12 protein-coding genes are annotated in these 15,401 nt (G+C 67.0%); 5 read left to right on the top strand and 7 right to left on the bottom strand.

Going from position 1 to position 15,401, the window contains the following annotated elements; all coding sequences use genetic code 11:
* The first annotated feature begins 201 nt into the window (after positions 1-201).
* Positions 202-1,176 (top strand): PEP-CTERM sorting domain-containing protein, encoded by a 975-nt coding sequence (locus tag ASC95_RS10770; protein ID WP_162250755.1) that lies wholly within the window; start codon positions 202-204, stop codon positions 1,174-1,176.
* Positions 1,177-1,342: 166 nt separating this feature from the next.
* A complete protein-coding gene (locus ASC95_RS10765; protein ID WP_162250754.1) occupies positions 1,343-2,347 on the top strand; it encodes a PEP-CTERM sorting domain-containing protein in 1,005 nt (334 codons plus the stop codon).
* Between the two features lie 4 nt (positions 2,348-2,351).
* On the opposite strand, the gene ASC95_RS10760 is transcribed toward ASC95_RS10765, so the two are convergent.
* From ASC95_RS10760 to ASC95_RS10750, 4 genes are all read right to left on the bottom strand, one after another.
* On the bottom strand, positions 2,352-2,756 hold the full coding sequence (locus ASC95_RS10760) for a PIN domain-containing protein (RefSeq protein ID WP_082567686.1): 405 nt from the start codon (positions 2,754-2,756) through the stop codon (positions 2,352-2,354).
* Positions 2,757-2,771: 15 nt separating this feature from the next.
* A complete protein-coding gene (locus ASC95_RS10755; RefSeq protein WP_057297712.1) occupies positions 2,772-2,996 on the bottom strand; it encodes an AbrB/MazE/SpoVT family DNA-binding domain-containing protein in 225 nt (74 codons plus the stop codon).
* A gap of 164 nt (positions 2,997-3,160) precedes the next feature.
* Positions 3,161-4,324, bottom strand: coding sequence for a hypothetical protein (locus ASC95_RS30570; protein ID WP_235537890.1), 1,164 nt, complete (start codon positions 4,322-4,324; stop codon positions 3,161-3,163).
* Between the two features lie 170 nt (positions 4,325-4,494).
* Entirely contained in the window at positions 4,495-9,564 is a 5,070-nt protein-coding gene (locus ASC95_RS10750) for an alpha-2-macroglobulin (protein WP_082567685.1), read from the bottom strand.
* A 227-nt stretch (positions 9,565-9,791) separates the two neighbouring features.
* Here ASC95_RS10750 and ASC95_RS10745 point away from each other — a divergent pair, with 227 nt between their 5' ends.
* The 3 genes from ASC95_RS10745 to ASC95_RS10735 all read left to right on the top strand — a co-directional run bounded on the left by ASC95_RS10745 (position 9,792) and on the right by ASC95_RS10735 (position 12,549).
* On the top strand, positions 9,792-10,691 hold the full coding sequence (locus ASC95_RS10745; RefSeq protein WP_057297711.1) for a PEP-CTERM sorting domain-containing protein: 900 nt from the start codon (positions 9,792-9,794) through the stop codon (positions 10,689-10,691).
* Positions 10,692-10,897: 206 nt separating this feature from the next.
* A complete protein-coding gene (locus tag ASC95_RS10740; RefSeq protein WP_057297710.1) occupies positions 10,898-11,239 on the top strand; it encodes a helix-turn-helix domain-containing protein in 342 nt (113 codons plus the stop codon).
* A complete protein-coding gene (locus tag ASC95_RS10735; RefSeq protein ID WP_057297709.1) occupies positions 11,239-12,549 on the top strand; it encodes a type II toxin-antitoxin system HipA family toxin in 1,311 nt (436 codons plus the stop codon). The genes ASC95_RS10740 and ASC95_RS10735 overlap by 1 nt, the downstream gene beginning before the upstream one ends.
* Before the next feature lie 54 nt (positions 12,550-12,603).
* Here the strand turns inward: ASC95_RS10735 and ASC95_RS10730 are convergent, their stop codons facing one another.
* The 3 genes from ASC95_RS10730 to ASC95_RS10720 are packed head-to-tail and all read right to left on the bottom strand — an operon-like array spanning position 12,604 to position 15,343.
* Complete coding sequence (locus ASC95_RS10730) at positions 12,604-13,503, bottom strand: head GIN domain-containing protein (RefSeq protein WP_082567684.1); 900 nt, start codon at positions 13,501-13,503, stop codon at positions 12,604-12,606.
* A complete protein-coding gene (locus ASC95_RS10725; protein WP_057297707.1) occupies positions 13,500-14,243 on the bottom strand; it encodes a LytTR family DNA-binding domain-containing protein in 744 nt (247 codons plus the stop codon). Before ASC95_RS10725 ends, ASC95_RS10730 begins: the two co-directional genes overlap by 4 nt.
* The gene (locus ASC95_RS10720) at positions 14,240-15,343 is read right to left on the bottom strand and encodes a sensor histidine kinase (protein WP_157256137.1); all 1,104 of its coding nucleotides are present in this window, start codon (positions 15,341-15,343) and stop codon (positions 14,240-14,242) included. Before ASC95_RS10720 ends, ASC95_RS10725 begins: the two co-directional genes overlap by 4 nt.
* Between the last annotated feature and the right edge of the window lie 58 nt (positions 15,344-15,401).

Raw genomic sequence — 15,401 nt, 5'->3', positions numbered from 1 at the left:
GCTCCGTCGTCGTGCATCCGCAAGCGCCGACCGTGGGGGTTCACCGCGTTCATCCCAACCTGCCGACCGACGGAGACGGTGCGGAGACGCTGTGTGCGCAACATGCGCCGCATTGCCGCCAGCCACCCTGGTCGTGGACCGGGCCGGCAACGAACCGCGCCCGTCTGACCGGCGCAGCCACTCACCTTGATGGAGACGACGTTGACCGCACAAATTCCGCCCAAGAGCCCGCTGTCACGCATCCGCCGCGCCGAGCCGCTCGGATGGGCTGTCGTCGGTGCTGCGTTGCTGGTCATTTCCGACTTCGCCTTCGCCGCGGCGGCCAGCGCCTCGGTGACCATCCGGCAGGTCGGCGATACGGCGACACCCAACACCCGCAACTTCGCAGGCGTAGGCAACAACCGGCTGAGCGCCGCCGCCGGCGACTACACGAAGGCGCCCATGACTACCGCGGGTAGCGCCACCGCAGGCAACGGCAAGATTTCCACCTTCGCCAGCGCGTTCAGCGGCCGGCTCGCCAAGCCGGGCGAACCCACCAGCGTCTCCACCACCGCCACCGCATCGCTGACCGACAGCTTCACGGTCAGCGCCACGGGCAACGATCCCATCCAGATGGTGTTCGCCCTGCATGCAGGCGGCAACGTGACGGCCTCCAACGGCGACCCGAACGCCGGCCTGGGCTTTGGCGGCGCCGGTGCCACGGCAAGCTGGCAGATCAGCCTGTCCGGGCCGAACGTCTCGCTGGCCACCGCGGGCAGCGTGGCCGAGCAGAAGACCATCGTCAGCCGCAACCCCTTCCAGATCAGCATCGTCCATACCGAGACCGGCCTGGGCTTCAGCGAGTTCTCGATGGTGGTGGGGCTGAACCCAGGCCCGGCCGGGACGACCTTCAGCCTGTCCATGCTCGCCGAGGCCAACGCCGGCGTTCAGCAAGGCAATGGCGCCATGAACGCGATTGCGGACTTCGGCAACACGCTCGAGTGGAAGGGCCTGGCCGGCGTGACGCTGCAGGACGGCAGCCCTTACCTTGGCACGCTGTCATTCACGAGCGAGTCGGGTTTTGACTACGGCCGGGCCGTCTCCGCGGTACCGGAGCCGGAAAGCCTGGCGTTGATGCTGGGCGGCTTGGGATGGATCTGCTGGACGACCCGTCGCCGAGCGGCGCAACGCGCCTGACGGTTGGCCGCGTCCGGCCGCTGGCTGCTTCAACCGCATCGCGCTCTCGTAGCTATTACCAGCGGCTACCCCCTCGAACGGCTGCGGCGTGAGCAGGCACGTTGGCGTCGCCTGGGCTATGTTCCGCCATCCCGACGCATCTGCCAGGGTCATCGAAGGAGTGCTCATGCGTCGTTCCGCCCTTGCCTGGCCGCTGCTTGCTGCCCTGTGTGCAGCCCTTCCGGCCAGTGCCGCCACCTTCGTTGCGCGCACGTCGGCCAGCGGCAGCCCCGGCCCCGGCGGCGAGCAAAAGGACATGGTGAGTGGCCAGCTGCCCGTGTTGGCCCAGTCCGAGCACCAAGGCTCGCGACTGGTTCCCTACGATCCCATCCCCCCGGTTGCACCTTACGAAGCCCATACGCTGGTGTCTTCGCGCGCCACAGCCAGCGCCGACATGGGCGGGGTCCACCTGCTGGCCAACGCCAGCGGCCTGATCGAGGACGCCCAGCCGTATTACTTCAGCACCTTCAGTGCCCACGCCAAGGCCAGCGGTGGCTTCGGCGACAGCTTCACCATCAGCGCGCCCGGCGCAGTCGGCTTCCTGCAAGGCACGGCCAGCTTCTCGGTGCACGCCTTGTTGAGCGGCGCTGTCCAGCTTGCCGGCTCGCAGGACCCGGCCATCCCGGGCAACGCCGAGGTGTACGTCAACTGGACCGCACGCATGGTGGTGAGCGGTGCCAACGGCATCCTGGGCGACGTGTCGCTCTCGGGCGGCTGCAACAGCCTCAGCAGCTTCGCCGGCGGGTCGTTCCGCTGCGGCGGCGATCCGCTCGGCGTGTACGCGATGAGCCTGAGCTTTGCCGCCGGCCAGACCCTGTCGGTCAGCATCGAAGGCGAGGTCAGTACCTCGGTCTTTGGCACGCAGGCGCGCGGCGGCATGGCGCAAGCCGTCGGCCAGGCGGACTTTGGCCACACGCTGGCCTGGGGCGGTTTCCAGGATGTGCGCGATGCGAACGGCAATCCCGTCGCCGGTTTCTCGGCGCTGAGCGCCAGCACCGGTTTCGACTACGCGGCGCCGTTTCCCGCGACGGAGGTGCCGGAACCCTCGAGCTGGCTCCTTCTGCTGTGCGGGCTGGTCGGGGTGGTGAGGCTGAGGCAGCGCAGGAGCGGAATGTCGAGCTGCGCGGGTTAAGTTCTCACGCCAGCAGTTCGCCGCGTGGCAACTTCGCAGCGCCGTCGTCGAAGGTCACGAATCTCGTCCGCCCCATCTGAGCTGCACGGGCATTGAGCAGGCAGTCAGCGAAGTCGGCGCTCGGGTGTTGCGTCCAGATGTAGAGCGCCTCCTCGACGGTGGGCTCGTGCTCGAAGGCTACGCCTTCGCTCTCAAGCAGCTGTGCGAAGGCTGCAGCAATCGCGGCCTTGTCGAGTTTGTACCGGCTGCGCAGTACCCACTCAGTTTCCAGCAGTGCGCCAAGCGCGATCAGCAGCGGCTCGCCGGCTGCCTCAGCTTGTTCGACAAGGCGCGTAGCGGCGTTGAACTGAGCCACGTCATCGCGCACCAGCAAGCGCACAAGGACATCGGTGTCGATGGCGATGTTCAAGGGGCGGTCCGCGCGTCAATCGCGGAAAGGCTTCATCGCGTCCACGCCGACCACCGGCTGGCCCGGCCGCGTGAGGCTGCCGGCCAAGTCGAGCAGGCGGCGCGTCTTGGCGCGCATGACCACGGTACCGTCGCTGAGCGTCGTGAACGTCAGCTTGTCGCCGGGCTCAAGACCCAGGCGCTCACGAATTTCCTTGGGGATGGTGGTCTGGCCCTTGGCCGTGAGGGTGGCGTCGGCCATGGCTATTCCTTTCGAACAAGCGGATCGTAAGGAATTGAGAGCGGCAAGCAAGGACTTGGGCACCTGGATGCAGTCCCCGCCTTAGGTTGGCGGTGAGCAACGCGAACCCCAACACGGGCTGGGCGGCTGAAGCCAGATGCCGCTTCCGCCACATCGGATGCCAATCATCGAGCCAGAGGCTGGCCTTCCATCGGAGGCAATCGCTTCACCGGAATCCGAAAAGCGGTGACAACGCTCTTTGCATTTGGCGGCCTCGTCTCTCCGGGTTGGATCGTTCGCCCTCGGTCGTACAACACAAGGTCTTCGCCCTCAACGATAGCCCCCTGAAATTCAAACGCGCGCCCAGCGCGGCTCAGGGGCACCGATCCAGCATCGATCCGCACGACCCATTCCAACTTGCCATTGCGATCGAATCGAGCCAGGAGGCGTTCGCCATCAGGCCCTTCCCGCTTCGCAACGAAGAACCCGTTGAACGCGGCATGTGTCCACCATTTGAGATGCCCCTCAGTCCCCGTGTTCAAACGCGTCAGCGTTGCGTTGTTGAGATCGATCAACCTCGAACCATGGCGCGCAATTCGACCTGGACTTTCTTTGGCGTTCTTGACATGAGCAGCCCATTCTTGCAACCGAATCTCGGAGCCAAATATTCCCCAATCCTGCTCTTCGCTGAGATATGCGACCTGGCCGGAAACATCGAGCTTCGGCCACTCGTTGGCCCGGCCCTGAATTTCCGCAAGGCTAATGTTGGGCTGCACGGTGACCTCGGAAATCAGCTGTGGCGACCCGGCCCGCGTCTCTTGGACTGGATTGCGCAACATGTCAACGAGTACATATTGCGAGTTCCTACAGTCGAGCGGCGAAGTGTCGCCATCTCGCTTCAGCCGACGGCCGCCCGCGCCGTCGCCTCTGACTGTATCGGAGCTTAGTTGCGCCAGAACCCTGCCGGTTTCGACCTCAGCGAGCCGCCACCATCCCCATTCCCTCGGCGAGGTTGCTGGCTTCTGGTCCAAACGAACACTGGCAGAGGGTTGCGTTACTTCTTCAGCAAGCAGACAGGTGTCGGGCATGAAGGGCGGGGCCTTCCACCTTTCCGACAACTCAGGGCGGCAGGCGGCGTCCGATACTTTCCCGAGGCTCAGGCGCACATAGGCTTGGGTTGCCCAATTCGCATCGCCCCAAGGCCAACTGAATCGACAACAGTCGGGCCAACCAATGCGCTTCCCTCCCTCGGCCTTTTGGGCGACCCGCACTTCAACATACTCAAGATGTCTTTCAGACAACAGCTGAAAAACTTGCGTCTCTGCCAAGCCAGCGCCTTCGACAACCAAGCTCGTAGCGGCCATTGTTCTTGTTGGCAGCTGAGCATGCTCCGCCTCGCAGGCTTGCCACACTGCCCTTCTCCAATCGTTCGAAGTTTGTGCGCAACCAGCCAACACCGACCCCACGGCGGCGGCCGCAAAAAGACGCCGCATAACACTCAAGTTTTTCGGTCGCGAGTTCACTTCTTGTCCACCACCGTGATCTCCCCTTCCGCCTTGCCAACGCCGCGGATCTCCGGCCGATACATATCCTCCGCAAACGTCGCCGGCACCACGTACCTGCCCGGCGTCACGGCGCGTACGAGGTAGAAGACGTCCAGCGTCTGCCCCAGCTGGGCGGCAGCCACGAACCGGTCGTCGCGGTACTCCATGTGGACGATGCGCTCATTCGCATTCGCCTGGGCGATGTTGACGCCCTCCACCGTGAATTCGCCGGCCTTCGGACCCTGGCTCAAATTCAGGTTCTCGATCTCGAAGCCGGCCGGGATGCGGTCCACCACCAGGCCGTCCTTGATGGACTGACTGGCTTTCACGCGCAGGCGCACGACGAACATCTCGCCGGTCGTGAACTGCCGCGCCGTCACCGGCTTGCCGTCGGTGGTGAACATCGCGCGTTCCACCGAGATGCGGTCGCTCGTCGGCGGCAGCGGCTTGGTCGGGTAGCCCTGTGCCGTCACGTCGAGGTAGAGCGGCGCGGTGCCGTCGTTCTTCAGCGCGATGCCGGACTTGAGCTTGGCGACCTCAAAACTCTGCTGGCCGACGCCGCTGCCGGTCCAGGCGTCGGCCTTGGCGCCGACTGTCAGCGAGGTCTTCCACCCGTCGTCCTTGCCGGCGCCATTGGTCGCGGCTTGCACAGCCAGGAACAGGGCCAGGCGCTCCTGCGTCGAGTAGTAGTTGCGGCGGGTGAAGTCGTCGGACAGGTCGAACAGCAGGTTCTCGCGCTTCTCGTGCATGACCTTGTGACGCAGCAGCAGCGCATAGGCCAGGGCCCGGTCGCGCACGCGTGAGCCGTAGTCGCCCAGCCATTGGCCCCAATAGTTGTTCGGGTCGTCCGGCTGGTAACCGTAACCGCGTGTCATGGCGTCATCCAGCGCCACTTTGGCGCGACCTTCGTCGCCCATCAGCTTCAGCGCGATGCTCAGGTGAACCAGCGGCAGCAGCGACAACGCATGGCTGCGGTACTGGTCATGCAGGGTGCGCAGGGTGGCCAGCGGCGCCTTCTGCTCGCGGGCCAGGATGTAGCCGGCGTGGGCGGCTTCAGCGAAGCGCTGGTGCGACAGGCGCAAGGTCTCGGCGTCGCGCCAGTCGGCGAGTCGGCCCTTGTCGTCGCGCTTGGGCTCCTTGGCCGGCGTGGTCTGCTGAGCCGGGGCGCGCTGGAACTGCTCCAACAGGTTGTCCAGCGAGCGCTTGAGCATGGCTTCGGGCACGGCAAAGCCGGCGTCGCGCGAGTCCTGCAGGAAGCCGGTCACATAGGCGCTCAACCAGCCCTCGTAGGGGCTGCTGGACGCCCACAGGCCGTAGCCGCCCTTGGGCTGCTGCATGCTGGCCAGCCGCGCGAAGGCGCTGTCCAGCCGTTTGGCGCGCTCCTCTCGCGAGACGGGCTTGAGCCCCCAGCGCTTGGCCGCCTCATCGTCGATGAAGACCAGCGGATACGCGCTGGAGGTCGTCTGCTCCAGGCAGCCATAGGGGTACATCAGCAGGCCCTGCACCTGATCCTTGATGTCGATGGGCGGCGTGTTGGACACGCTGATCGCCACGCTGGCCGAACCAGCCCAGAAGGCATCGAGCAGCGTCTTCTCCAGCGTCTGCGTCGCGCCGGGCTCCAGGCGGATGCGCCGGCTCTCGCGCACCAGCGGCGTGACGGGCTGCACCTGCAGTGCCGCCTCACGCGTGAGGCTCAACGGCCCTGCGCTCACCTTGACCTCGATGGGCGCCAGCCCCCAGGCATCCAGCGCCTCTGCCTGGAAGCGCAGGATCTGGCGCTGCTTGTCGGCCAGCTTGATCGTGTCGGCGCCGCCGCTGATCTTCAGCGGCCCGCTCGACGTGACCGACACCTTGACGTCCTGCGGCGCTCCGCTGAGGTTGGTCACGTCCAGCGCGATGATCGCCTTGTCGCCCGGCGACACGAAGCGCGGCATGTTCAGCTCGGCCACCAGCGGCGCGGCGACCACCGTGTCGGCCTGGGCCGAACCGTAGCTGTCCGCGCTGCTCACCACCGCCATGACCCGCAGCGTGCCGTTGAAGTCCGGCAGCTTCAGTTGGACAGTTGCTTCGCCCTTGGCATCGAGCTGCACCGGCCCGCTGAACAGGTCCACCAGCAGCACCTTGCGCGGCATGCTCTGCGTGTCGCGCTTGCCGGCGTCGCCGCCGAAGCGCTGCTTGGCCGTGTTGCCTTCCATCTTCTCGATCAGGCGGCCGTAGAGGTCCAGCATGTCGGCACCGTAGCGGTGCTTGCCGAAGAAGAAGTCCTGCGGGTCGGGCGTCTTGTAGTTGGTGATGTTCAGGATGCCCACATCCACGGCGGACACGGTGACGATGGCCGGCTTGCCCGCGAGCTGCGGCACCTTGACGGTGATGGGCAGCGGCACCGACGGCTGCGTCTTGGCCGGCACGGTCAGCGCCACCTTGGCCTTGCGGTCTTCGCGGTTGAGCGGCAGGTGCACCAGGCCGAGCGCCCGCGCCGGCGTCACCTTGTCGCCCTGGCTGCCCGGGCGGAAGGCGGCGACCGTCACATAGAGGTCGTGGCGCGCCCAGCTCGCATCGACCGGGATGTCGATATCCGTGCCACTGGCCTTCACGCCGATGCGCTTGGTCCACAACACGCGGTCGCCTTCCACCGTGACGATGGCCTCGCCGTCATGCGGCGGCTTGATGGCCAGCTTGGCGACGTCGCCCGGCTTGAAGGGCGCGCCCTGCAGCTTGAGCTGCACGCGGTCCGGCCGGTTGCCCATGTCGTCGGCATCCTGCGCGCCATAGCCGGCATAGAAGCCGTAGCGCAGCGCCAGGCCGGTGTCGGGGTCCATCACCTCCAGGCGGTAGCGGCCCCAGCGCACGGGCAAGGCGATCTTGGTGCGCTGCGTCAGCGCCAGCGTGCGCGCCTCCACCAGTTCCTCGTTGACGTTGAAGCCCGAGTTCCAGCCGCGACCGTCGTCATAACGCCAATACCACTGGCGCTCCTCGTAGATGAGCTTGAGCTGCACTTCCTTGGCCGGCTTGAAGGCGCCGGTCGCGTCCACGCGCGCCAGCTCGAACTCCGCCAGGCCGTTCTCGGGCGACACATTGCGATCGAACAGCGGCCGCACGCCGACCAGCACGGGCGCCGGCCACCAGCTGCGCTCCAGCGTGCGCACGACCGGCCGGCCGCCGCTCTCCAGCAGGCTGAAGGCGGCCTTGATGCGCATCGGCGACTTGCGCTCGCCAAACACCGTTGCGATGGCCATGCTGGCCTTGCCTTCGGCATCCAGCTCCTGCTCTTCCAGGTCCTGCCGGTTCCTGGCCTTGTCGTCGGCGAGGTCGCCAAAGATGAAGCCCGGCAGCTTGGTGGGCAGCGGCATCAGGAGGCGCTCGGAATAGGCGCTGCCCTGCAGCCGGTTGCCCGCGGCGGGTGCACCGTAGAGATAGTCGCCCTGGGCCTGCACCGTGATGCCGTCGCTGCCGGTCAGCGTGCCCTCGGGCGCCGTCAGCGTGAGCTTCATGCGCTCGGGCAGAAACTCCTCGACCTTGAAGGCCCATTGCGTGTCGGGCTGCTTGGCCCCGGGGTCGACGCGGGCCTGGATGGTCCAGCCGCCGGTGGGCGCATCGGCGGGCAGCGTGATGCTCTGCTGGTAGTAGCCGGTGCCGGTCTTGCCGGGTTGCACCAGCTGCTCGGCGAGCTTGCTACCGTCGGGCTTCTTCACCGTCAGCGTAATGGGCAAGGGCTTGGGCAGCGGCTTGCCGTCGGCGTCGCGCGCCAGCACCGACACCTGGAAGGACTCACCCGGCCGGTACAGGTCGCGGCCGGCGTAGACGAAGAGCTTGTTGCTGCGCGACGGGTGGCCGGTGGCGTCGAACTCGCTCAGGTCCAGCGCCGCATCGCGCAGCGACAGCACCGACATCTCCTTGCCGCGGCGTGCCAGCACGGCGCGGGCCTTGTCGCTGCTGCCGGTGAACACGGCATGGCCGTCGCTGTCGGTCTGGGCCTGGGCCAGCGCCTTGCCGCCTTCGTCGACGAGGCTGAGCTCCACGCCGGACAGCGCGCTGCCGCTCTTCAGCGAGGTGGCGAACACGTCCGTCTGCGCCGCATGCCGGCGCAGGTGCAGGCCGATGTCGGTGACGTAGTAGTGCGTGACCTGGTAGTCCCAGCCGAAGCGGCCGGGCTGGTTCATGATGGCCACGTAGATGCCCGGCTCCTGCAGCTCCTTGATGCCCTCCACGGGCAGGAAGCTGACGTTGCGGCGGTTGGGCCGCGCATCGGTCGTGAAGCGGCCGAGGTAGACGCTGTCGCTCATGGCGCGCAGCTCGTCCAGCACCCAGCCGCCCACGGTGCCCTTCATACGCCGCTGGTTGTCGCTGTAGCCGTCGTAGTAGTAGCCGCCCTCGCCGTCTTCCTCGCCGGAGTTGGCGTTGCGCTCGCGCCGGCCGCTGACCTGCTCCAGGAAGGCCGGCAGCGAGGCGGGCTTGATGCGCAGGAACTGCACGTCCACTTCGGGCGTGTTGATGGTCACGACCGGCAGGCCGCCGTTCTGGCCGGCCGGCAGCACCAGGCCGCGGCTGGCGAAGTAGTAGGCGTCGGGCATGGCCTCGCTGACCGCTTCGCAGGCCTGCGCCGTCGCCAGCTTGGCGCCCGAGCGCGCGCCCAGTTGGGCGTTGAACGCGAAGCGAAAGCTCCGGTCCGGCGTCACGAAGGGCAGATAGAGCACGCGCGGGTTGTCGCCCAGCACCCAGCGGGCGGCCACCGGCTTGAAGCTGGCGTCGGGCGGCGCGACCTTCTTGCCGTCGGTGGTGGTCGGGGCGGCGCCTTCCTGGGCGGTGACGAGGGCGCCGAAGTCCTGCTTACTGTCCAGCGGCTGCGTGAAGCTCAGCGCGATGGCCGGCGAGCCGTCGAAGAGGCGGGCCTTGCAGTCCAGCAGCGCAAAGGCCGCCTGCTCGCCGCCGATCTCGACGCTGCTGGGCAGGGCCGGTTGCCCGAGCCTTTGCGACGCCCACCAGCCACCGCCCACCACCGCCACCACACCCACCAGGGCCGTGACGGCCTTCTTCCACGCAACCATGGAATTCCTCCCCGCAATTTGGCGAGGAGTTTAGGCAGCGATCGGCGGCTGTCCACGGAAGGTTTCTTCTCGCCGCGCGCGCTGATCGAACCATGTTCGACGCGGCTCGTCATCAATAGGTAGCTCGCCGTCCTAGGGGGATCGGCGCCGCATCGATTGACCCTCCCCAAGCGCAGGCGTAGAAAAGCCTCGGCCCGCAGTTCGCCGGGCGGTCAAGGAGTGGCTTCATGAAATTCCGGCATCTTCTGGTGGGCCTGACCGCCCTTAGCTGCGCCTTCGCAGCATCCGCAGGCTCGACCATCGCCAGGACGTCGGCCAGCGCGCTTGGCACGCAATTCGACCCGCCCGTGGACGATTTCGACAGCGGCACGTTCAGCGCCTCGTCATCGGCCGCCGGCAACGGCGCCGGCGGCACGGCTGATGCGTCGGTGGCCCTGGGTGTCATCAAGCTCTACGCCTCCAGCTTCGCCGGCGCCGGCAACCACCTGGGCACCGCCTTTGCCGAAGGCGCGTACGGGGAGGACATCACGATCAGCTCGGCCGGTCTCAACGGTACGCAGGCGCGCGTCACCATGGGTGTCACGCTGCAAGGCATGATCGACCCGACCGGGGGCGGCTATTCCTCGGTGAACTTCTCTTTGAACGGAGCCGGTTTCCTCGGCAGCTGGGGCGCCCACTCCGACCCTGCATTCCCGGGCGGGTTCCCAGTCGACTTCGTCAGCGCCGTGGCCGGCGGCCCGCTGTACTACTCGGGCATCCACAACATCAAAATCACCATCACGCTGGGCACGCCCTTCACCTTCACGGAGCGGCTGACGGTGTCTGCGGGCAAGATCGACTGCTTGAGCGACCCGCAATGCAGCACCAGCGAAGCAGCCTCGGTCACTGCCGATTTCGGCCACTCTTCGTACTGGAACGGCATCTCGGCGATCTCGCTGCTCGACCCCAACACCGGCCTGTACGTGCCGGCGGACATGTCGCTGTTCACGATCACGTCGCCCTCGGGGCTGAACTGGGCCCAGTCCTTTGCTCCGGTGCCGGAGCCGTCCTCGCTGTGGCTGATGTCCCTGGGTGGCCTGCTGGCGGCGTGGCGGTGCCGGTCCGTCGCCCGAGCCCACCCGCTGTAGTCGCGTTTGCCAGCCGGATGGCTGGCTGCTTCGCTTGAACCCGGCTTTTGCAGATCCCGACCCGCAGCCCGACGCGGTAGGCGCCATTGCGGGCGCCAGGTCATGCCCAACGCTTGAGTGCTGAATGGCACCAATCCACCATGTTGTACAAACGGCTGCGGAAATGTTCATAATGGTGGACATTTTCGAACCGGATTACCTGTCCAATGCCCAGCAAACCGCCGGTCGTTTTCCCCCAGGAGCAGCGTCTTCTCGCTGCTCTTGGCGAGCGGCTGCGCCTGGCGCGGCTGCGCCGCAAGTTCAGCTCCACGACCGTTGCGCTACGGGCCGGCATCTCGCGTTCCTCCCTTTACAACGTGGAAGCTGGCGATCCGGGCGCGACGCTTGGGACCTATCTGAGGGTGCTCGCCGTACTGGGCCTCGAGAAGGACATTGAGTCGCTCGCGGCCGACGACCAGGTGGGCCGCAAGCTTCAAGACCTGGCATTGGAGCCCAAGCCTGCTCGAAAGCGCGGCGCCATGCCCGCGTCCCCGCCGAGAGGATCTTGATGAGCGGCTCGAACCTGGAGGTCTGGCTCGACTGCGATCTTGACGACGCGCGGCGTATAGGCACCCTGTCTCATGATCGCGGCCAGGTCCGTTTCGTCTACGAGCGGGACTGGCTGAAAGACCCGGTGGCTTTTTCGGTCGACCCCGATTTGTCTCTCGGCGACCAGCCCTACTTTCCGAAGCCAGAGCTGGGCAACTTCGGCATCTTCCTGGACTCGTCCCCGGACCGCTGGGGCCAAACGCTCCTGAAGCGACGAGAAGCTCTGCAGGCCAAGGACGAAGGCCGAATGCCCCGGAATCTCTATGCCTGGGACTTTCTGATCGGCGTTCAGGATTTCACGCGTCAAGGCGGGCTGCGATTCCGCCTGGAGGGCACCGATGAATTCCTCGGCGCTGAAAAGATGGCGGCACCTCCGGTGACCAACCTGCGCGAGCTCGAGGCGGTGGCCACGTTACTGACGAGCAAGCGCATCGACGATCTGGACGCGCTGCGTCGGTGGCTGGCCGTGCTGGTGGCGCCAGGCGCTTCATTGGGCGGGGCCAGGCCGAAAGCGAACTTCGCCGAGCAGGACGGCTCGCTCTGGATCGGGAAATTCCCATCGCGTGACGATGACCGAGACGTAGGCGCCTGGGAGGCCGCCGTCCACACCATGGCCGAGAGGGCCGGCGTCAGCGTTCCAGCCGCCCGCGCGGTCAGGTTGAACAGCGAGTTCCACACCTTCTGCGTCCAGCGATTCGACCGCGCGAATGGCAAGCGGCATTTCTATGCATCCGCCATGACGCTGCTCCGGCGGGAACAGAGTGAGGGCGCGAGCTACCTTGAGCTCGCCCAATTCCTGAGTGCCGGCGGAGACCCTGCATACGTCGCCAGCGACCTCAAGCAGCTGTTCCGTCGGGTCGCTTTCAATGTCGCCGTCGGCAATCGAGACGATCACCTGCGCAATCACGGGTTCCTGCTCGGCAAAGACGGCTGGAGGCTGTCTCCTGCCTTCGATGTCAACCCGAACGTCGACAAGGCGGAGCATGTGCTCAACATCGACGATGTCGACAACCGCCCGAGCATGCGCGCGGTGCGGTCGACGGCTGCGTTTTATCGGCTCACAGACGCCGAGGCAGGCGCCATCGTCGAAGAGGTGGCGACCGTGGTCGACCAGTGGCGCGACGTTGCCCGTGCAGCGGGCATTTCCAGCGCAGACATTGAGGTCACGGCCGGCGCCTTCTCGGCTCACAGTGAGTACAGGGCAGATGCACTGATTGCCATGTCGCCTCCGATGCCCGCGGCCAAGCCTCGGCGGTCAACGATCCGGTAGCGAAGCTCACTGGCTGGCGCGGCGCTCGCGGCACCAAGCCTGCTTGTCAAAACCCTAGTTGCGCTTCTCACCGCGGGCGCTGATCGAGCCCATGCCCGACACCGAGCGCTGCACCGAAGGGTTGCCGAAGTAGTCCACCGACCCGATGCCCGAGATGTGGGCCGCGAGGTCGTCCGTTACCCACAGCACGACATTGCCGATGCCGCTGACGTTGACGCGCGCCCGCTGGGCCTGCAGCTTGTCCGCCACGACCTTGCCCTTGCCGGAGATCTGCAGTGCCAGGTCGTCGACACGGCCGCCCAACTGGCCGTCGCCAGCGCCGGAGATGACAAAGGTGAGCTGCTTGGCCTGCAGCTGGTCCAGCCGCGCCACGCCTGCGCCGCTGATGAAGAGCTTGAGCTGGTCGGTGCGCAGGGGCAAGGGCGCGTGCACGTCGCTGGCCCCAGACAGTGACAGCCCCTTGAGCTGGCGCATCTCCACTTGCACGAACAGCTTTTGGCTGTGCCAGAACTTCCAGCCACCGGTCGGGCGAATGACGAGCTGGCGGTCCGCGAGCTCGACCTCGACGCTCTTCTGCACCTCGGCGTCGCCGGCGATGAAGCACTGGTCGCGCTCGCCCTGCACGAGGATGACACGCGCCGCGCCGGCCAGCTCCAGGCGGTCGAATGAGCCGGGAGCGTAGATGCGGCCGGGCATTGCCGGGGTGGCCGGAGTGGCCGGCGTCGGGGGCGTCGCAGGAGTAGCCGGCGTCGCCGGCGTTGGCGGAGTGGCCGGCGTTGCTGGTGTGGCCGGCGTTGGCGGAGTTGCCGGCGTCGCTGGTGTCGCCGGTGTGGCGGGAGTGGGGGGCGTCGCTGGCGTGGGATGCGGATGCGGGTGGGACTGGGCTTGCGCCAGGCCCACGGCTGCCAGCAGCAACGCTGGCAGGAAGCGCTTCTTCCAGGTGGCGGTCTTCATAGCGACTGCTCCCTCAACATCTTGGACACCTCGCGGTTGGCCGTGATGCGCGTGCCGTCACGCAGCTGCACGACGAGTTGCGAGTTCTCGTCCGGGGTCATGCTCTCGACGAAATCCAGGTTGACGATGCAGCCGCGCTGCACGCGCAGGAACTTCGCCGGGTCCAGCCGCGTCTCGAAGTCGGCGATGGGCAGGCGCACGAGGAAGCTGCGGCCCTTGCTGGTGATGGCGGTGTACTTGTTGTCGGAGCGCAGGCACTCGATGGCGTCCACCTGCAGCGGGAAGATCTTGCCCTGGTCGCGCACCAAAAGGCGCGTAAGCGGCGCATCGGCCGGCGCGCCCAAGGCCTGCGCCACATCGGCCGGGCTGGGCGATGCGTCCCGCAGCACATGGCTGATGGCCTCGTCGAAGCGCTCGCGCGAGAAGGGCTTGAGCAGGTAATCCACCGCATGCAGCTCGAAGGCCGTCAGCGCGTGCTGGTCGTAGGCCGTCGTGAAGATGATGCGCGGCTGGTGGGCCTCGCCTTGCAGGGCCTGCACCACCTGCAACCCCGTCAGGCCTGGCATCTGGATGTCGGTCAGCACCAGGGCGGGCTTGAGCGCGCGGATCTGGGCCAGCGCGTCGTCGCCGTCTTCACAGACAGCCACCAACTGCAGGCCCGGCGTGGCCTTGACCCAGTCGGCCAGCGCCTCGGCGGCCAGGTGTTCGTCTTCGGCGATCAGGACGGTCGTGGTGTTCATGTCTGGGGAATGAAGAGGTCGACGCGAAATCCCGCGCCGGGAGCGGTGTGGATGCGCAGGCGGGCCTGGCCGTCGTAGTCCAAGGCGAAGCGCTTCTTCAGCGCCGCCAGGCCCACGCCGCGGCGCTGGCCGGGCTTGGGTTCCAGGGCCTCGGGCTCGCAGCCCGGGCCGTCATCGGCCACAGCCAGGTCCAGGCCGAAGTTGAGCGCATTGCGGCGCGCGGTGATGGTCACCTTGCCGCCGCCCTTGCGGGTAGCCACGGCATGCAGGATGGAGTTCTCCACCAGCGGCTGCAGGGTCAGCGGCGGCAGCTCGTCGGCCATCACGCGCTCTTCCAGGTCCCAGTCCACACGCAGGCGCGGGCCCAGGCGCAGGGCTTCCAGCGCCAGGTAGTCGCGCAGGAAATCGATCTCGTCGGACAGCATGACCCGGTCTTCGGCGCCACGCTTGGTGTCCAGCACATAGCGCAGCATGGAGGAGAACTTCAGCAGCGAGGCCTCGGCGGCGGCCGGGTCCTTGCGGGTCAGCGCGATCAGCGAGTTCAGCGTGTTGAACAGGAAATGCGGGTTCAGCTTGCCGCTGATGGCCGACAGCTCGGCCTTGGCCAGGGCGCTTTCGGCCTGGGCGGCATGTACGGCCGCCGAGCGCGCCGCGCGGGACTGCAGCACGGCCGTGAAAGCGGTAGCGATGGTGGCGTAGACCACGAAGCCCCAGACCGAGCGCCACAGCAGGCCGGCCAGCAGCACGGCGCCGGCATGGTCGGTGCCAAACAGGGCGGCGTTGACGGCGAACTCGCCCGCCTGCCAAAGCGCCGAGAACGACAGCGCCGCCATCGCATGCGCCAGAGCGGTCGCGGCCGGGCCGGCGTCGGTGCCATGCAGGCGGCGCGCGACGGGCCAGACGGCGACGCCCAGCAGCATCGGCGCCCACAGCATGGTGGTGGCCTGGTAGACGGCCAGCCAGAACGGGTCCAGGCCGCGGTCGAACTCGCTGCCGGCCAGCACGAACAGGCACCAGGCCAGGGCGCAGGCGCCGGCGTAGGCCAGCCACATCCGCGCATTCGTGCGGCGGTTGCTGGAGGGGGTGCCCGAGGAGTTCATGGCTTCATCTTAGGGAGGGCCGTCGGGCGGGCGGCGGGTGGAGAGACGAAGTGCGGGC

The organism is Pelomonas sp. Root1217 (genome assembly GCF_001425705.1).
In the GTDB taxonomy this organism is placed as follows: Bacteria; Pseudomonadota; Gammaproteobacteria; order Burkholderiales; family Burkholderiaceae_C; genus Pelomonas.
This window is presented reverse-complemented; position numbering and strand designations above follow the sequence as displayed.